Origin of the sequence: Streptomyces sp. P6-2-1 (genome assembly GCF_050613165.1) — a bacterium.
Classification (GTDB): Bacteria; Actinomycetota; Actinomycetes; order Streptomycetales; family Streptomycetaceae; genus Streptomyces.
Map to the genome: position 1 here is coordinate 3,789,089 of NZ_CP192513.1, position 17,832 is coordinate 3,806,920.

The window sequence follows — 17,832 nt, forward strand, 5'->3', positions numbered from 1 at the left end:
GGGACGCGGGGCCCCCGGTCATTCGTTCGCTCCCGCGTGCTCCGATGAACGGGTCATATGGCTGGTACGCGCACCCCGTGCTCCCGTACACCGTGGCGAAGCGCTTCTTCATGGGGGAGAGTTGACGCGTGCGCAAGTTCTGGCTCATCGGCTCGCTGCTCGCCGCCCTCGGGACGGGGTTCGTGGCGCTCCTCGTCGTCGGTGTCTTCGTCGTCGCGGGGAACCTCACCGGCGGTGGCGCGGGGCGCACGGCCGGGCTCGCGAAGGGCTCGGTGCCCGCCGCGTACCAGGCGCTCGTGCAGAAGTGGGGGAACCTCTGCCCCGCCCTCAGCCCCGCGCTGCTCGCCTCGCAGCTCTACCAGGAGTCCGGTTTCAACCCCCGCGCCCGCAGCGCGGCCGCGGCCGAGGGCATCGCGCAGTTCATTCCGAGCACGTGGGCCGCGCACGGCGTCGACGGCGACAAGGACGGCGTACGGGACGTGTGGAACCCGGCCGACGCGATTCCCTCGGCCGCCTCGTACGACTGCGAACTCGCCTCGTATGTCAAGAATGTGCCGGGCGATCAGTCGGCCAACATGCTCGCCGCCTACAACGCGGGGCCCGACGCCGTCATCCGCTACGGCGGGGTGCCGCCGTACAGCGAGACGCGGAACTACGTGAAGACGATCCGCGGCCTGGAGGAGAGTTTCTCCGCGCCGGTCGGACGGCTCCAGCCCTCCGAACAGGCGGCGGCCGCGATCTCCTACGCGCAGGGCAAGCTCGGCACGCCGTACCTCTGGGGCGGTACGGGGACGGCGGCGCAGCGCGGGCGCTTCGACTGCTCGGGGCTCACTCAGGCCGCGTACGAGAATGTCGGTATCGATCTGCCGCGCGTCGCGAACGATCAGTACAACGCGGGACCGCACCCGGGGCGGGACGAACTGCTCCCCGGTGATCTCGTCTTCTTCTCCGACGATCTGAGCGATTCGCGCGCCATCCGGCACGTGGGGATCTACGTCGGTGGCGGCTACATGATCGACGCTCCGCGTACCGGCGCCGTCATCCGTTTCGACCCGATCGACACCCCCGACTACTTCGGTGCGACCCGTGTCACGCAGGCCGCCGCTGCCGCGCTCCCCGAACCGGGTGCGAGCAAGTCCTTGCGGCCCGTCGACGAGGATCGTGCGGCGGAGAAGGCCCAGGAGACGGGCGGGGCGGGGGAGGCGGAGACGGGGAGCGGGACGGCGGACGAGGCCGCCGTTGACGCGAAGGGCGAAGGCGGGGGCGGGGGCGGAGGCGAGGACAAGGGCGAGGGCGAGGAGCAGGACGCCGCGGCGAAGGGGGGAGGCCAGACGGGGGGTGACGGAGCCGCCGTGTCCGGTGAGCCGACCGGTGGCCCGTCCCCCTCGCCCGAGGTCTCCGCGCCGGCCGCCGGAGCGGGTGAGGGACCGCGACGAGCGGACTGACGGGAGCGACTGGCGGGGAGCGCGTGGCGGCGGGCGGCGGTTGACTCGCGGGAACGGACTGGCGGGAACGGACTGGCGGGAACGGACTGGCGGGAACGGGCTGACAGGGGCGGGCTGACAGGGGCGGGCTGGAGGGGAACGGGCTGACGGGGAGTGGACTCGTGGACGGCGGGGTCCCGGCGCCGGGACCGGCTGTTGCCGCGCCCCGCCCCGCCCTGCGCGCCCCGGTCCGGGCCCGCTCGCGGTGGGGGTCCTGAGCTGCGTGGACGCGTCTCTCTTCGATAACGTCTGGGTGATCATTCGGTGGAGCGCGGAACGCGTGGGCAGGGAGCAGGCGTTCTCTGTTCAGGACCACGGGTGTGTGCGCGAGCGGAGCGGTGCCGGCCGGTGCCGACCACGGGGGTTGGTGAGGGACGTACGCCGTGTGCGTCCCGGTACGAAAGACAAGGGGCCGCGGCACGATGGCTGGACTCGACACTTCCGGGTCGAACCCCGATGTCAGCCTGCTCTTCGACATCAACGGCCTCACCGAGCACACCCCGGGCTGGTGCGATCAGGCCGTGCGCTTCCTCGGCGAGTACGGGCTGCCGGTGCTCGCCGTGCTGCTCGTGCTGTGGTGCTGGTGGGGTGTCAGGCGGCGCGGCTCCCTCGACGCGGCGGCCTCCTCGGTCGCCGCGGTGGTCTGGGCGCCGCTCGCCGCCGCGCTCGCGGTGGGCGTGAACATCCCGATCCGCGGTTTCGTCGAGCGGCCACGGCCCTTCGTGGACCACAAGGGCCTGGAGGTCCTGGAGCCGGGCAAGACCGATTTCTCCTTCGTGAGTGATCACTCGACGCTGACGATGGCGATCGGCGTCTCGCTCTTCCTCGCCCACCGCAAGCTCGGCCTGGTCGGCATCGGGCTCGCGGCGCTGGAGGGCTTCTGCCGGGTCCTGATGGGCGTGCACTACCCGACGGACGTCGTCGGTGGCTTCGCGCTCGGCACCGCCGTGGCGCTGCTGCTCTCGCCGCTCTTCACCGCGCTGTTCACGCCGGTGCTGCGCGCGGTCGGGCGCAGCCGTGCGGGCCGCCTGGTGTGGGCGGGCGGCGGTACGGGGGACGGGCGCGGCGCCGCAGGGGAGCGGGAGCCGCAGGGGGCCGACGGGGCGGTGCGCCCGGCGCGGGCGGACGGGGACAGGGACCTGGCGGCGTAGCGGAGGCGGCCGGCGGGGGCGTACGGGGGCACGGGGGTGGGGGTACGGGGGCGTCATGAACCCGTACGCGGAGGGGACGCGAGTCCGTACGTGAGCGTCACGAGCACGTACGAGGGTCCGCTTCCGTGAGCGTCACGAGCGGGTACGGGGTTCCGCCTCCGTGTCCCGCAGGTGTTCCGCCGCGTCCGAGCGGGCCTTGGAACGGGCCCGGCGGGCGGGGCCGCGCCAGCCGCACAGGCAGGTCGCGGTGCAGAAGGGGCCGCGTTCCTGGGTCGTGGTGCGGTGGGCGTCGGCCGGGGTCTCCTCGGAGGTCACGTCTTCACGGTAGTCCTGGGGGACCAGCCGTAGTCCTTGGGGCGGATTTCGTGGATTCCCGGGCGGGCAGCGTGACGGCCGTACGTATTGTTCGTTGACCCGATGAGTGCCCGGGTGGACGACTGGGTGCGACGGGTGGACACGCCGCCCGGTGGGGCGCCCCGTCGTGCGCCGGGGCGGATGACCCGTAAATGGTCCGTCCGTGTCATGCGCCGGGCGCACGCGGCTCCTTACGCTGGGCCGCGCGCCGTCCGGGACAGTGCCCGAGAAGGGGTCCGGGAAGGGTCCGGGAGAAGGGGGTGAGCCACGGTGACGACAGCTTTCGCGGTCGAGGACCCGGTGGCCCTCGCGGAGATCGAGCTCTGCGGGGAGCTGATGATCGCGGCCGTCTGCTCGTGCGAGGAGCGGCTGAGCGTGGAGCGGATCGACGAGGTCTTGCAGGTGAGAGGGGTGGGCCGCGGTGACGTGAGCGCTTACGGCGGATGAGGCCGGGGGCCGGGGGCGCGGCCGGGGGCCGGGGGCGGCGGGCCCGGGCGGGTGGTCGTCCTCGGCCCGCCCGGTATCCGGGCGAGGCCGGACCGGGTACCGGTGCCGGGCCCCGGCGTCGGCCCCGCCCCGGTCGCGCGCTCAGCCCACCACGTACGGAGCACGCGTCTTCAGGTGCGGAGCACGCACTCCTTCCCCTACGGAGCGCGTGCCCGTTCCCGTACGGAGGGCGCCCCTAGGGGTGCGGTGCGCGCGCCCGTTCCCGTACGGGGCGTCTCCGCGTCCTCACGTACGGAGCATCCGCGCGATGGCCCGCGTGGCCTCGGCGACCTTCTCTTCGACCTCGTCCCCGCCCCGTACCGCCGCGTCGGCGACGCAGTGCCGCAGGTGCTCCTCAAGGAGCTGGAGGGCGAAGGACTGGAGAGCCTTCGTGGAGGCGGAGACCTGCGTGAGTATGTCGATGCAGTACTGGTCCTCCTCGACCATCCGCTGGAGGCCGCGGATCTGGCCCTCGATGCGGCGCAGGCGTTTGAGGTGCTCCTGCTTGTGGTCGTGGTAGCCGTGCACGGCGTGTCCGGCCGCGGGAGTCTCGGCGGCGGACGGGTCGGGCGCCCCGGTGGGAGTCGCCGTTCCGGTGCCTTCGGCCTCGGTGGTCGTCATCGCGTCCTCCCGGTACGGGGGCCGTGGGGGACCACGGCGCAGATGTGAGCTGTCCGACACCCCTCGCGGAGCGCGGGGCCTCGCGGGGTTACGGCCAGTGTGGGGCAGGCTGCGCAGAAGCGTCGAGACGGGCGCTGAACGGCCCCTCTATACCCCGGATGGGTATATCGTACCGATATTTCCGATCTGATGGGATCGGTTCTGTTCCTCTCAGGCCGCTTGGGGCCCTGTGATGATCGCTCGCTTTCATGGGCGACACTGTGAAAGCCGGTTCGCCGTGGCCGGATGATGCGCCTAGCATCAGCCTGACCGAACCCAGAGGACACCGAGGACCCCACGTGCGTTTTCGTCTGACCCCCCGGGAGACGAGTTTCTACGACATGTTCGCCGCGTCCGCGGACAACATCGTCACGGGCTCCAAGCTCCTCATGGAACTGCTCGGGGCGGACCCCTCCGCCCGGGCCGAGATCGCCGAACGCATGCGGGCCGCGGAACACGCCGGGGACGACGCGACGCATGCCATCTTCCACCAGCTGAACTCCTCCTTCATCACGCCGTTCGACCGTGAGGACATCTACACCCTCGCCGGTTCGCTCGACGACATCATGGATTTCATGGAGGAGGCGGTCGATCTCGTCGTTCTCTACCAGATCGACCAGCTTCCCAAGGGTGTCGAGCAGCAGATCGAGGTCCTTCACCGTGCGGCGGAGCTGACCGCCGAGGCGATGCCCAATCTGCGGACGATGGACAACCTCACCGAGTACTGGATCGAGGTGAACCGTCTGGAGAACCAGGCGGACCAGATCCACCGCAAGCTCCTCGCACACCTCTTCAACGGCAAGTACGACGCCATCGAGGTGCTGAAGCTCAAGCAGATCGTCGACGTCCTCGAAGAGGCCGCCGACGCGTTCGAGCACGTCGCGAACACGGTGGAGACCATCGCGGTCAAGGAGTCCTGACCCGGTGGACACCTTTGCTTTGGTCGTGACCGTTCTGGTCGCGTTCGCCTTCACGTACACCAACGGCTTCCACGACTCCGCGAACGCGATCGCCACCTCCGTCTCGACCCGGGCGCTCACGCCGCGCGCGGCGCTCGCGATGGCCGCCGTCATGAACCTCGCCGGTGCCTTTCTGGGCAACGGCGTCGCCAAGACGGTCAGCGAGGGCATCATCGACACGCCGCACGGCGACAAGGGGATGTGGATTCTCTTCGCCGCGCTCGTCGGGGCGGTCGTGTGGAACCTTGTGACCTGGTACTTCGGGCTTCCCTCCTCGTCCTCGCACGCGTTGTTCGGCGGGATGGTCGGGGCGGCGCTCGCGGGCGGGATCGGGGTCATCTGGTCCGGGGTGGTCGACAAGATCGTCATCCCGATGTTCCTCTCGCCGGTCGTCGGTCTCGTCGTCGGCTACCTCGTCATGTGCGCGATCCTGTGGCTCTTCCGCAAGTCGAACCCGCACCGGGCCAAACGCGGTTTCCGTATCGCGCAGACCGTCTCGGCCGCCGCGATGGCGCTCGGGCACGGGCTCCAGGACGCGCAGAAGACGATGGGCGTCGTCGTGCTCGCGCTCGTCATCGCGGACGTCGAGGACCAGGGCGACGCGATCCCCGTGTGGGTGAAGATCGCCTGCGCGCTCATGCTCTCGCTCGGTACGTACGCGGGTGGCTGGCGCATCATGCGCACGCTCGGCCGCAAGATCATCGAGCTGGACCCGCCGCAGGGCTTCGCCGCCGAGACCACCGGCGCCTCGATCATGTTCACGACCGCCTTCCTCTTCCACGCGCCCATCTCGACGACACACGTGATCACCTCGGCGATCATGGGCGTCGGCGCGACGAAGCGGGTCAACGCGGTGCGCTGGGGCGTCGCGAAGAACATCGTGCTCGGCTGGTTCATCACGATGCCCGCGGCGGCGATCGTGGCGGCGGTGGTGTTCTGGGTCGTGAACTTCCTGTTCTTGTGACCGGGTGACCGGGTGACCGGGTGACCAGGTGACCGGGTGACCGGGTGACCGGGTGGCTGGGTGGCTCGGGGCCGGGTGGCTGGATGGCTCGGGGCCGGGTGACCGGGTGACCGGGCGGCTCAGGACCGGGTGGTTGGGTGGCTCGGGACCGGGTGGCTGGGTGAGTGGGCGACCGGGTGAGTGGCCGGGCGGGGGTGGGGACCCTTAGGGGGTGGTCGAACGGATCACCTAAGGGTTCGATGGGCCCCCTGTAGTAGGCCATGACGAGCGGCGGGGCGGCGGAGTTCCCGCGGTGCGTGAAGGCGGTACGTGAGCGGGCGAAGACGGTACGCAAGGGGGAGTCGTCCGTCCGTCGCGCGGGGGATGACTCCTTGCGGGGGCGACTTCCTGCGAGGGGGCGGGCTCGCGCGGGGGTGGCTCCGTGTGGGGTGGCCCTGGGCGAGGGGCGTGGTGGGTCGGCCTCGCCGCCTGGCGTACGTTTCCTCCTCTGCTCCGGCTTGGGCAAGGCGTCTCCCCTTCGGGGGGGGGCGCCTTTTTGGCGTGCGGTAGGGGGCGGATGGCGGGGCTCGTCGGGGGCGGGGCACCGTGTGCGTACCGTCCCGTGGTCCCGTATCCGTACCGCCCCCGTGGCCCCCGTATCCGTACTGCCCCGTGGCGCCGTGTCCGTGCCGTTTCGTGGCTTGCGGGGCGCCGGGTGCCGTCTCCGGTCGCGAAACGGAGCGATGTTCCGTACAGTGGGCGGAACGTTGTTCCGATTTGATGGAGGCGTGTTCTCATGGCGTGGTCGTCCTCGCAGCAGCCCCTTGGTTCCCCCTTCGGTCCCGGTGCCACCGCGGATGAGGTGCTGGCGGGGGTGGATCTGCGGGGGAGGTTCGTGATCGTCACCGGGGGGCATCAGGGGATCGGGTTCGAGGCGACGCGGGCGCTCGCGGGGGCCGGGGCGGAGGTCCTGGTCGGGGCGCGGAGTCCGGAGCGGGCCGCCGGGAAGGTCGCGGGGATCGCGGGGGTGGAGGCCGATCAGCTCGATCTTGTCGATCCGGCGTCCGTGGACGCGTTCGTCGGGCGGCGGCTCGCCGCGGGGCGGCCCGTGGACGTGCTCGTCAACTGCGCCGCCGTCGCCGCGCCCGCCGAGCGGACCATCGACGCGTACGGGCACGAGATCCAGTTCGCGACGAGCCACCTCGGGCCCTTCCGGCTCACCCTCGGGCTGCGCCCCCTGCTGCGCGCGGCGCACGGGGCGCGCGTCGTCAACGTGTCCTCCGGCGCGCAGCGGATGGGAACCATCCGCTGGGACGACCCGGACTTCACCGAGGGCTACAGCCCCGGTGCCGCCTACGCGCAGGCCAAGCGCGCCAATGTGCTCTTCGCCGTCGAACTCGACCGGCGGTGGGCCGACGAGGGCATCCGGGGCTACGCCCCGCACCCGGGAGTCGTCATCGGGACGAATCTCAACAATCGTCCCGAGGACCGGGAGGCGTACCGGGAGCAGGGCCTGCTCGACGAGGAGGGCAGGCCCGTCATCGACCCCGGGGCGGGCAAGAAGACGCCCGCGCAGGGTGCGGCCACCGTCGTCTTCGCCGCCGCGAGCCCGCTGCTCGACGGCATCGGCGGCGTCTACCTGAAGGACAGCGAGGTGTCGGTCGTGGACGGCGAGGACCGGCCGCTCACCGCCGACAGCATCCCCGCCGACGCCCACCCCGACTCGGTCGACCCGGAAGCGGCGCGGCGGCTGTGGGAGCTGACGGAGAAGACGCTCGGCCTCTGAGCCCGCGCGGGGCGCTCGTGCCGGCAGTCCAGTCGGCACGCAGGCCCGGCACGCAGGCCCGGCACGCAAACCCCGTACGCAGGCCCGGCACGCAAACCCCGTACGCAGGCCCAGCGCGCAGACCCCGTACGCAGGTCGGCACGCAGGCCCAGCGCGCAGGCTCCGTACGCAGGTCGGCACGCAGGCCCAGCGCGCAAGCCCCCCCGCGCGCCCCATCCCGCGCGCCCCATCCCGCGCGCCCCGCACGCAAGGAAGAGCCCGCCCCGGCCTGTCGTCGGGGCGGGCTCCTCGTGTCCTCCGTGGTGGCACCGCCATGCAGCACCGCGAAGGGGTCGGGGTGGCGGCGGCTCAGCCGAAGCGGCCCGAGATGTAGTCCTCCGTCGCCTGGACCGAGGGGTTGGAGAAGATCCGCTGGGTGTCGTCGATCTCGATGAGGCGGCCCGGCTGGCCCACCGCGGAGAGGTTGAAGAAGGCCGTGCGGTCCGAGACGCGCGCCGCCTGCTGCATGTTGTGCGTGACGATCACGATGGTGAAGCGTTCCTTCAGCTCACCGATCAGGTCCTCGATCGCGAGCGTCGAGATCGGGTCGAGCGCCGAGCAGGGCTCGTCCATGAGGAGGACCTGCGGCTCGACCGCGATCGCCCGCGCGATGCACAGGCGCTGCTGCTGGCCGCCGGAGAGGCCGGCGCCCGGCTTGTTGAGGCGGTCCTTGACCTCGTTCCAGAGGTTGGCGCCCTGGAGCGACTTCTCGACGACGTCGTTCAGCTCGGACTTCTTGAAGGAACCGTTGAGCTTGAGGCCCGCGGCGACGTTGTCGAAGATCGACATCGTCGGGAAGGGGTTCGGGCGCTGGAAGACCATGCCGATCGTGCGGCGTACCGCGACCGGGTCGACCTGGTTGCCGTACAGGTCCTCGTCGTCCAGGAGGACCTTGCCCTCGACGCGACCGCCGGGCGTCACCTCGTGCATGCGGTTGAGGGTCCGCAGGAAGGTGGACTTGCCGCAGCCCGAGGGGCCGATGAAGGCCGTGACCGAGCGGGGCTCGACGGTCATCGAGATGTCCTCGATCGCCTTGTGTGCCCCGTAGTACGCGGTCAGTCCGCTGACATCGATGCGCTTGGCCATGAGATCACTGCTTCTTTCGTACGAAAGGCCGCCTCAGCGACCGGAGGTCTTGGGGGCCTTCCACCGGGCGAGCGCGCGGGCCGCCAGGTTGAGGATCATCACGAAGGCGATCAGCGTCAGGGCCGCCGCCCAGGCGCGGTCGTAGGCCGCTCCGGAACCGGCGCTCGTCGCGTACTGCTGGTAGATGTACAGCGGCAGCGAGGACTGGCCGCCGTGGAAGGGGTCCGTGTTGATGTACGCGGAACCCCAGACCAGGAGCAGGACGGGTGCCGTCTCGCCCGCGATGCGGGCGATCGCGAGCATGACACCGGTCGTGATGCCGCCGATCGACGTGGGCAGGACGACCTTCAGGATCGTGCGCCACTTCGGCACGCCGAGCGCGAGGGACGCCTCGCGCAGCTCGTTGGGCACGAGCTTGAGCATCTCCTCCGTCGAGCGGACGACGACCGGGATCATCAGGATCGCCAGCGCGAGGGAGCCGGCGAAGCCGAAGGGCTCCGCCTTGATGAGGAGCATCAGGCTCAGGATGAACAGGCCGGCGACGATCGAGGGGATGCCCGTCATGACGTCGACGAAGAAGGTGACGGTCTTGGCCAGCTTCCCGCGCCCGTACTCGACGAGGTAGACGGCGGTGAGCAGCCCGACGGGCGCGGCCATGACCGTCGCGAGACCGACCTGCTCCACCGAGCCGACGATCGCGTGGTAGATGCCGCCGCCCGCGTCGTTCGCGCCGATGTTGACCATCGAGTGCGTCAGGAAGTACGGGTCGAGGACCTTCACTCCGCGCTTGACGGTCTCCCACACGAGCGAGGCGAGCGGGATGAAGGCGGCCAGGAAGGCGACCCACACGGTGCTCGTGACGACGCGGTCCTTGGCCTGCCTGCGGCCCTCGACGCGGGCGGCGAGCGCGTAGCCGCCGAAGACGAAGAGGAGCGCGGCGATCAGGCCCCACTGGACCTTCGATTCGAGCCCTGCGGCCAGGCCGATGAGGCAGGCGACGAGGACCGAGGCGGCCGCGACGGCGAGGTTGGACCAGCGGGGCAGGCGCGCGGCCCGCAGCGAACCGGCGCGCTCGCCCCGTCCGCGCCGGCCCGCGGGCCGCTCGCCCGTGGGCTGCCGCGTGGACGGCTGGGGGTGGTGGTCGTGGCTCATGCGTCGGCCCCCGAGTACTCCTTGCGGCGGGCGATGATGGCCCGCGCGGCTCCGTTGACGAGCAGCGTGATGACGAAGAGGACGAGCCCGGAGGCGATGAGGGCGTCGCGGCCCTCGATGCTGGCCTCGCTGAACTTGCTCGCGATGTTCTGCGCGAACGTGCCGCCGCCCGGGTCGAGCAGGCTCGACTGGATGTCGAAGCTCGGCGAGAGGACCGTCGCGACGGCCATCGTTTCGCCGAGCGCGCGGCCAAGCCCGAGCATCGACGCGGAGATCACACCGGACCGGCCGAAGGGGAGGACCGCGGTACGGACGACCTCCCAACGGGTCGCACCGAGCGCGAGCGCCGCCTCCTCGTGCGCCTGCGGGACCTGCCGGAAGACTTCGCGGCTCACATTGGTCACGATCGGAAGGATCATGATCGCGAGCAGGATGCCGACGGTCAGGAGCGAACGCGGCGCGCCGCCCTGCCAGGAGAAGATCCCGGTCCAGCCGAAGAACTGGTCGAGCCAGCCGTAGAGCCCGTCGAGGTGCGGCACGAGGACGAGGGCGCCCCAGAGCCCGTACACGATCGAGGGCACGGCGGCGAGCAGGTCGATGACGTAGCTGATGGGGCCGCGCGCGGCGCGGGGCGCGTAGTGCGTGAGGAAGAGCGCGATGCCGACCGAGACCGGTACGGCGAGGGCCATCGCGATGACCGAGGAGACGACCGTGCCGAAGGCGAGCACGGCGATGCCGAAGACCGGCGGCATCGCGGTCGGGTTCCACTCGAAGGTCGTGAAGAAGTTGCCGTGGTTCTTCGTGAGGATCAGCGAGGAACGGTAGGCGAGGAAGACGGCGATGGCCGCCATCACGACGAGGAGGAGGATGCCGGAGCCGCGCGAGAGGCCGAGGAAGACGCGGTCGCCGAGGTGGCGGGAGCCGCGCGCCTTCTGGAGGTCCGCCTTCCTGGCGCCGCCCCCGGGAGGGACGGGGCCCGGCTGCGGGGCTGCGGAAGTCGGTGGGGCGGCGGGTGGGCCGCCGGGGGCGGGGGTCGTGGGTATGTCCATGAGTTTCTCCGGTCTGCGGGCCCGCTCTCCTTCAAGGGCTCCCCCTCAGGGACTGCGCCTGTGGGGTGGGCCGGGGGTGCGGGCTTGCTGGCGGCGGTGCACCGGACGGTGCGGGCGGCCCGGTGCGGGCCGCCCGCACGCGGGTCAGCTGAGGGAGGTGATGGTCTCGCGGACCTTGGCGATGATCGCGTCGGGGATCGGGGCGTAACCGGCGTCGGCCAGCTGGCCCTGGCCGTCCTCGCTCGCGATGTAGTTGAGGAAGGACTTCGTGGCGGGCAGGGTGTCCGCCTTGTTGCCCTTCTCGCAGGCGATCTCGTACGTCACGAGGGTGATCGGGTAGGCACCGTCGGCCGAGGGGTTGTAGTCCAGGTCAAGGGCGAGGTCCTTGCCCTTGCCGGTGACCTTCGCTGCGGCGATCGCCTTCGAGGCGTTGTCCGTCGTGGCCTTGACCGGCTCGGCGGCCTTCGTCTTGATGTCGACGGTCTTGATGCCGTCGCTCGCGTAGGACAGCTCGAAGTACGAGATCGCGCCCGCGGTCTGCTTGACCTGCTGGGCGAGCCCCGAGGAGCCCTGCGCGGACTGGCCGCCCTTGGCCTGCCAGGCCTTGCCGCCCTCGTACTTCCAGTCGCCGGGCGCGACGGCCTTGAGGTACTTGGTGAAGTTGTCCGTCGTGCCGGACTCGTCGGAGCGGTGGAACGCCTGGATCTTCGTGGACGGCAGCTTCGCGTCCGGGTTGAGGGCCTTGATCTCCTTGTCGTTCCAGGCGGAGATCTTGCCGTCGAAGATGTGCGCGAGGGTCTTCGCGTCCAGGACGAGGCTGTCGACGCCCGGGACGTTGTAGCCGATCGCGATCGGGCCGCCCACCATCGGCAGGTCGATGGCCTGCGAGTTCTTGCAGACGTCGGCCGACTTGGTGATCTCCTCCGGCTTGAGCGCGGAGTCCGAGCCCGCGAAGGCGGTACGGCCCTGGAGGAACGCGGTCACACCGGCGCCGGAACCGTCCGGCGAGTAGTTGATCCGCACGTCCTTGCACGCGGCCGTGTAGCTCTTCACCCAGGCGTCGATCGCGTTCTGCTGCGCGCTGGACCCCGAGGCGAGCAGCTCGCCCTTGGCGTCCGAGCAGTCGATGTCCGAGGACGAGGAGGGGGCGGCGGCGGCCGTGCTGTCCTTGCTCTTGTCGCCGTTGCCGGGCCCGCCGCTCGTGTCGTCCGAGCCGCACGCCGTCAGGGCCAGGGCGCCGGACACGGCGACGACGCCGAGGGAGAGCGCCCGCAGCCGGTTCTTGCGCTGAAGCTTCACTGTTGGGGTGTTCCTTCCGGGAGCCGGGACCCTGAGGGGGGCTCGGCGGTGGCTTGGTCGGGGTCTTTGCGAACCTCGTGAGGCCGAAAGTAGGCAGCGGAAGTGACCAGGCGTTCCGGGAAGAGTGAACGGGAGTTGAACCGTGAAGGTATGGCGGGTTGCCCCCGGCGGGGCGGGGCGCCCGGGGCGCGCGCGGGGGGCGGGGGCGGCGCGCGGGGGGAGGGAAGCGCAGGTGGGCGGGGGTGCGGCGCCTGGGGTACGGGCGCGGGCCGCCCGGGCCGGGAGGAGGGGGAGGTCTGTGAGGGAGTGGTCCAGGACCTCTCACCTCATGTTCACGCCGACGCCGTTTCCCGCGAGCCGGACATGGATGCCCTCCTTCGTCACGCGGACGTCGGAGAGCGAGACGTCCCCCGTCTGGGTGGGCAGCCTGGGGAGCTGGAAGCCGAGGGTGAGCCGGTCGGCGAGCTGGGGGCGGGTGAGCGTGGAGAGCGAGGTGAGCAGGCCGGGGTCGAAGCCGAGGCGGCGCGGCAGCTCGGGGTGGTCGAGGGCGGCGTCGATGAGGTTGATCCCCATGAGGTCGTGGACGAAGCGGGGCGTGCCGGTCAGCTCGTGCAGCTTGGCGTCGCTGCTCAGCGCGGTACGTACCGCTGCCCGCGGGACGCCGAGGCGGCGGGTGATCTCCCGTACCCCGAAGAGCGCCTTGACCTTGGCGGTCTGCTCGCGCAGCGCCTTCGCGCCGTGCTCGGTGAGGTGCAGGCCGTCCGCGGGACCCGTGCCGGGCCGGAAGGTGGCCAGCTCGCCGAGGCTCAGGCGGATGCCGCCGATCTCGGTGCGGATGCCCCGGGCGCCCTCGCGCGTGAGGCGCGCGTCGGCCCGTACCCGTACGTCGTGATCCCCGACGGGCAGCGTGCCGCGCGCGAGGACCCGGTCGCGGCCCGTTCCCGTGAACGTGACCTGACTGGCGCCGAGTTCGCGATTGAGGTCGTCGAAGGAGAGCAGTACCTCACCGTGCACCCGGCCCGCGTGCGCGCCCTTCAGCTTCGTCGGCAGGTCGCCGCTGAGACGGATGTCGTCGGCCGTGGCGCTGACCTTCGCCAGCGAGACGCGGTCGGCGGCCACGTCGGGGACCGTCACGGTGACCGAGCCGAGGTGCTTGCCGAGCACCTGCGTGACGAACGGGAACCCGCCGATGCTCACCTCGGGCGTCGCCTCCAGGTGCATCGCGTCCTTCAGCTTCTCCGCCGCCGTGTGCTCCGCGTACAGCACGGCCCAGCGGTCGCCGAGCGCGAGGAAGGCGAGCAGCGTGACGAGCGTGAGCGCCGCCTTGAGCGCGAAGGGAACGCCGGCGAGGCGGAAGAAGAGGCGCGGCCTGCGCCGGTGGTCGGGCGCGGACCAGGGCGCCCCGTCGTCGTCCTCGTCGTAGGCGTCCGCGAGCGGCGGTTCCTCGGGGCGGAGGAAGCCGTCGAGCGGCCCGGCGAGTTCGCCCAGCTCCTCGTACGGGTTCGGGGGCGTGGCGGCGTCGTACGGACGCGGTGCGGCGTACGGAGCTGCGGGGGGTGCGGTCTCGGGCGTTGCGGGGGCGGGCGGGGGCGCGTACGGGCCGGGGACGGTGTTCGGCTGTCGCGTGTCCGGTGCGGGGGTCTCGGGCACGGGCCCGTCCGGGTGGCCGGTGGTGCGGTCGGTCATGCGGTGGGGGGAACGCATCGGCGCAGTCCACCACAGGGGCGGGTGCGGGCCGCAAGCGCGCTTCCCGCGTTGTCCGCATATGCCGGGCGCTTGTGCGCGGACTCGTCACGAGGTCTTCGCGGCGCGTGCGGAACGGGAGCGGAACCCACGCGCCGCCGCGCCGCTACCCCGCGTCCCCGGGCGGCCGTACCGGGGCCCCGGGGATGGTGATCGTCGCGAGGGTGCCGGGCTCGCCGTCCGGGGCCGTGGCGAGGGTGACCGTGCCGCCGATGTCCCGCACCGTGCGGGCGACGATGGACAGGCCGAGACCGGAGCCCGGGAGGGAACGGGCCGAGGGCGAGCGCCAGAAGCGGTCGAAGACGTACGGCAGATCCTCGGGCGGGATGCCGGGGCCGTGGTCGCGCACGGTCAGCGTCCCGCGCTCCAGGCGGACCCGGATCTCGCCACCGTCCGGGCTGAACTTCACCGCGTTGTCCAGGACGTTGACCACGGCGCGCTCCAGCGGCGCCCGGTGCGCGCGCACGAACCACGGGCTCAGCGCGGCGTCGATCGTCAGGTGCGGGCCGCGCAGCCGGGCGCGCGCCAGCGCCGTCTCGGCGACTTCGTGCAGGCCGACGATCTCCAAGGGCCCCTGCTGGCGCGCGTCCGGGCGGGAAAGCTCCTGCAAATCGCCGATCAGCGCCGCCAGTTCCGTCATCTGCGCCTTGACGGATTCGAGCAGCTCACGGCGGTCCTCCGGGGGGATCGCGCGCCCCGTCTGCTCGCTGCGGACCAGCAGCTCGATATTGGTACGGAGCGAGGTCAGCGGGGTGCGCAGCTCGTGGCCCGCGTCCGCGATGAGCTGGCGTTGCAGCTCGTGCGAGGCCGCGAGCGAGGCCGTCATGCTGTTGAAGGAACGGGACAGGCGCGCGATCTCGTCGTCGCCGTCGACCGGGATACGGGTGGTCAGGTCCTCCGTGCGCGCGATGTGCTCGGCCGCGCGGCTCAGGTCGTCCACGGGCCGCAGCCCCGTCCGTGCCACCCACAGCCCCGCGCCGCCCGCGCCGATCACGCCGACACCGGAGACGAGGAGGAGGATCAGCGCGAGTTCGTTGAGCGTGTCGCGCGTGTCGCTCAGCGGCACGGCGAGCTGGAGCGCGATGCCGCTCAGGAGCTGGTCGCTGGAGTTCTGGAGCGGGATGCTCAGGACCCGTACGTCGGTGCCGTCCGCGGTGACGCCGTCGCGGAACCGGCCGCCGCTGCTGACGTACTCCTCGGGGTGGCGCGCCACGTCCCTGTCGCCCGACGTGACCCGTACGACGCCGCTCGACCCCGAGTACACGCACGGGTCGCCCTCGCTGCGTACGAGCTGCTGGTAGCTGTTGGCCGAGGGCGGGCGCGGGTTGGTGCCCGAGCCGGGCCCGTCGGGCGCGGCGAGGCAGTCGCCGCGCACGGTGTCGACCCAGCGCACCTCCGTCTTCTTCGACTGCTCGGTGAGCTGCGAGTCCAGCTCGTCGTAGAGCTTGCCCTGCACGAGGAACCAGCACACGACGGAGACGACGGCGACCGCGAGTGCCACGGCGGCCGCCGTGAGGAGGGAGAGCCTGGAGCGCAGCGGCAGCGCGCGGAAGCGGCGGACGACGCGGTTCACTCGCCGCCGCCGCGCAGCACGTAGCCGACCCCGCGCACGGTGTGGACGAGGCGCGGCTCGCCGCCCGCCTCGGTCTTGCGGCGCAGGTACATGACGTAGACGTCGAGGGAGTTGGAGGACGGCTCGAAGTCGAAGCCCCACACCGTCTTCAGGATCTGCTCACGCGTGAGGACCTGGCGCGGGTGGGCGAGGAACATCTCCAGGAGGGTGAACTCGGTACGGGTCAGCTCGACCGGGCGGTCGCCGCGCGTGACCTCGCGCGTCGCGAGGTTCATGCGCAGGTCGCCGAAGGCCAGGGTCTCCTCGTCGTCGGCGGCCTGCTGGGCGACCGCGTACGAGGAACGGCGCAGCAGGGCGCGGATACGGGCGAACAGCTCGTCCAGCTCGAAGGGCTTGACGAGGTAGTCGTCGGCGCCCGCGTCGAGCCCCGTCACGCGGTCGCCGACCGTGTCGCGCGCGGTCAGCATGAGGACGGGCACGGTCGAGCCGGTCGCGCGCAGGCGCCGCGCCGCGGTGAGGCCGTCCATGCCGGGCATCTGGATGTCCAGGACGACGAGGTCGGGCGGCGTCGCCGCGGCCTTCCGGAGGGCCTCGTGCCCGTCGGCCGCGACCTCGACGCCGTATCCCTCGAAGGCGAGCGAGCGGCGCAGCGCCTCCCGCACGGCGGGTTCGTCGTCCACGACGAGGATGCGCTGCTGCCGCTGCTCGCGGTCGCCTTCCTGCGGGCTCATCGCTTCCTGCTCCTCGGTCTGCTCGGGTCCTGTGCGCGGGGAGGTGCGCGGGTCGGCCGTCACGGTGTACGCGCCGGTGACGGCCTCGCCCAGCCTGCCACGCCAGGGGCCGTGCGGGCCGTTCAGTCCTGTGCTCCGGAGCGGAGCTTGGCGAGGTCGGCCTTCACGGTGTTCACGGGGATCGCGAAGCCGAGACCGACGCTGCCCGCGTCCGAGGAGGAGGACTGGCTGCCGCTCGACGCGGCCGAGTACATCGCCGAGTTGATGCCGATGATCGCGCCGTTCATGTCGATGAGGGCGCCACCGGAGTTGCCGGGGTTGAGCGAGGCGTCGGTCTGGATCGCCTTGTACGTGGTCGTCGTGTCGCCCGTGTCGCCGTTGAACTGCTCGCCGCCGAACTGGAAGGGCCACGAGTCGTCGCCGCTCCCGAAGCCCTGCCCGCGCTGGCTCTGCCCCTCCTGGCTCCCCGAGCCGCCGCTCTCCTTGGCGACCGTGACATCGCGGTCGAGCGCCGAGACGATGCCGCTGGTCACGGTGCCGCTGAGGCCCTCGGGGGAGCCGATCGCCACGACGTTGTCGCCGACCTGGAGGTTGTCGGAGTTGCCGAGCGTCGCGGTCTTGAGACCGGAGGCGTCCTTCAGCTTGATGAGCGCGAGGTCCTTGGAACTGTCCGTGCCGACGACCTCGGCCGTGTAGGTCTTGCCGCTCTTGAGCGTCACCTTGATCTGCTGGGCGCCGGAGATCACGTGATTGTTGGTGACGATCTCGCCGTTCGACGTGATGACGACGCCCGCGCCGGTCGACTGGCCCGCGTTCGACGTCGCGCTGATCTCGACGACGGCGGGGCTCACGGCGGCGGCGACGCCCGCGACGGTGCCCTTGCTCGACTCGGAGACCGTCGTACCGCTCACCGTGGTGACGGTGTTCCCGCCGTTGTTCCCGCCGAGCTGCTGGAGCCCGTACGAGGTGGCGCCGCCCGCGACCGCGGCGGCGACCGCGACGGCCGTGAGGAGACCGGCGGGGCCGCGCAGCCGGAGTCGCCGCCGGGCGCGGGCGGGGGCCTGGGTGGCGGGGGCCTCGACCGGGTAGGCGTAGGGGTCGGGCTCGTAGGCGGGCGGCGGCGGGTACGAGCCCGGGTTCGCTGCGGATGGGGTGCTGGGGCCATACGAGTTCTCGGTCATGTGTCTCAGCGTGTCCGCGGATCATGAGAGGTCCCTGAGACGGGGCTGAGAAGGGCGGCAGAAGGGTGTTTGCCCGATATAAAGGCCGTCGGGTGGGGGTGGGGGGAGTGGCGGGGGGTGGGGGGAGTGGCGGGGGAGTGGCGGGCGGGGGCGGAG

At 71.6% G+C, this 17,832-nt stretch carries 16 protein-coding genes; 6 read left to right on the plus strand and 10 right to left on the minus strand.

The window, feature by feature from the left end; genetic code table 11:
• Positions 1-128 precede the first annotated feature (128 nt).
• Together ACQYWQ_RS16300 and ACQYWQ_RS16305 are read left to right on the plus strand one after the other, a co-directional pair.
• A complete protein-coding gene (locus tag ACQYWQ_RS16300; RefSeq protein ID WP_431035408.1) occupies positions 129-1,445 on the plus strand; it encodes an NlpC/P60 family protein in 1,317 nt (438 codons plus the stop codon).
• Positions 1,446-1,906: 461 nt separating this feature from the next.
• Positions 1,907-2,635 carry a phosphatase PAP2 family protein gene (locus tag ACQYWQ_RS16305; RefSeq protein ID WP_431035409.1) on the plus strand — a complete coding sequence of 243 codons (729 nt, stop codon included), beginning with the start codon at positions 1,907-1,909 and terminating at the stop codon, positions 2,633-2,635.
• A 132-nt stretch (positions 2,636-2,767) separates the two neighbouring features.
• On the opposite strand, the gene ACQYWQ_RS16310 is transcribed toward ACQYWQ_RS16305, so the two are convergent.
• Positions 2,768-2,950 (minus strand): hypothetical protein, encoded by a 183-nt coding sequence (locus ACQYWQ_RS16310; RefSeq protein ID WP_431035411.1) that lies wholly within the window; start codon positions 2,948-2,950, stop codon positions 2,768-2,770.
• Between the two features lie 309 nt (positions 2,951-3,259).
• Between ACQYWQ_RS16310 and ACQYWQ_RS16315 the strand changes: the two genes are divergently transcribed.
• The gene (locus ACQYWQ_RS16315; protein WP_431035413.1) at positions 3,260-3,436 is read left to right on the plus strand and encodes a hypothetical protein; all 177 of its coding nucleotides are present in this window, start codon (positions 3,260-3,262) and stop codon (positions 3,434-3,436) included.
• A 285-nt stretch (positions 3,437-3,721) separates the two neighbouring features.
• Here ACQYWQ_RS16315 and ACQYWQ_RS16320 read toward each other — a convergent pair whose 3' ends face one another.
• The gene (locus ACQYWQ_RS16320; protein WP_431035415.1) at positions 3,722-4,096 is read right to left on the minus strand and encodes a metal-sensitive transcriptional regulator; all 375 of its coding nucleotides are present in this window, start codon (positions 4,094-4,096) and stop codon (positions 3,722-3,724) included.
• Positions 4,097-4,434: 338 nt separating this feature from the next.
• Here ACQYWQ_RS16320 and ACQYWQ_RS16325 point away from each other — a divergent pair, with 338 nt between their 5' ends.
• The 3 genes from ACQYWQ_RS16325 to ACQYWQ_RS16335 all read left to right on the plus strand — a co-directional run bounded on the left by ACQYWQ_RS16325 (position 4,435) and on the right by ACQYWQ_RS16335 (position 7,823).
• On the plus strand, positions 4,435-5,055 hold the full coding sequence (locus ACQYWQ_RS16325; protein WP_007824141.1) for a DUF47 domain-containing protein: 621 nt from the start codon (positions 4,435-4,437) through the stop codon (positions 5,053-5,055).
• A 4-nt stretch (positions 5,056-5,059) separates the two neighbouring features.
• Complete coding sequence (locus ACQYWQ_RS16330) at positions 5,060-6,058, plus strand: inorganic phosphate transporter (protein ID WP_431035417.1); 999 nt, start codon at positions 5,060-5,062, stop codon at positions 6,056-6,058.
• Between the two features lie 775 nt (positions 6,059-6,833).
• Positions 6,834-7,823, plus strand: a complete 990-nt coding sequence (locus tag ACQYWQ_RS16335) for an SDR family NAD(P)-dependent oxidoreductase (RefSeq protein ID WP_431035419.1) — start codon at positions 6,834-6,836, stop codon at positions 7,821-7,823.
• 348 nt (positions 7,824-8,171) lie between these two features.
• Here ACQYWQ_RS16335 and pstB read toward each other — a convergent pair whose 3' ends face one another.
• The 8 genes from pstB to ACQYWQ_RS16375 form a co-directional block, all read right to left on the minus strand.
• Positions 8,172-8,948, minus strand: coding sequence for a phosphate ABC transporter ATP-binding protein PstB (gene pstB, locus ACQYWQ_RS16340; RefSeq protein ID WP_431035421.1), 777 nt, complete (start codon positions 8,946-8,948; stop codon positions 8,172-8,174).
• Positions 8,949-8,981: 33 nt separating this feature from the next.
• The gene (pstA, locus tag ACQYWQ_RS16345) at positions 8,982-10,100 is read right to left on the minus strand and encodes a phosphate ABC transporter permease PstA (RefSeq protein ID WP_431035423.1); all 1,119 of its coding nucleotides are present in this window, start codon (positions 10,098-10,100) and stop codon (positions 8,982-8,984) included.
• The gene (gene pstC, locus ACQYWQ_RS16350; RefSeq protein WP_431035425.1) at positions 10,097-11,149 is read right to left on the minus strand and encodes a phosphate ABC transporter permease subunit PstC; all 1,053 of its coding nucleotides are present in this window, start codon (positions 11,147-11,149) and stop codon (positions 10,097-10,099) included. Before pstC ends, pstA begins: the two co-directional genes overlap by 4 nt.
• Before the next feature lie 144 nt (positions 11,150-11,293).
• Positions 11,294-12,448 (minus strand): phosphate ABC transporter substrate-binding protein PstS, encoded by a 1,155-nt coding sequence (gene pstS, locus ACQYWQ_RS16355; protein ID WP_431035427.1) that lies wholly within the window; start codon positions 12,446-12,448, stop codon positions 11,294-11,296.
• Positions 12,449-12,769: 321 nt separating this feature from the next.
• A complete protein-coding gene (locus ACQYWQ_RS16360) occupies positions 12,770-14,152 on the minus strand; it encodes an LmeA family phospholipid-binding protein (protein WP_431035429.1) in 1,383 nt (460 codons plus the stop codon).
• A 145-nt stretch (positions 14,153-14,297) separates the two neighbouring features.
• A complete protein-coding gene (locus ACQYWQ_RS16365) occupies positions 14,298-15,764 on the minus strand; it encodes a HAMP domain-containing sensor histidine kinase (protein WP_431035431.1) in 1,467 nt (488 codons plus the stop codon).
• Positions 15,761-16,495 (minus strand): response regulator transcription factor, encoded by a 735-nt coding sequence (locus tag ACQYWQ_RS16370; RefSeq protein WP_431035433.1) that lies wholly within the window; start codon positions 16,493-16,495, stop codon positions 15,761-15,763. The genes ACQYWQ_RS16365 and ACQYWQ_RS16370 overlap by 4 nt, the downstream gene beginning before the upstream one ends.
• A gap of 122 nt (positions 16,496-16,617) precedes the next feature.
• A complete protein-coding gene (locus ACQYWQ_RS16375; RefSeq protein ID WP_431035435.1) occupies positions 16,618-17,676 on the minus strand; it encodes a S1C family serine protease in 1,059 nt (352 codons plus the stop codon).
• Positions 17,677-17,832 lie beyond the last annotated feature (156 nt).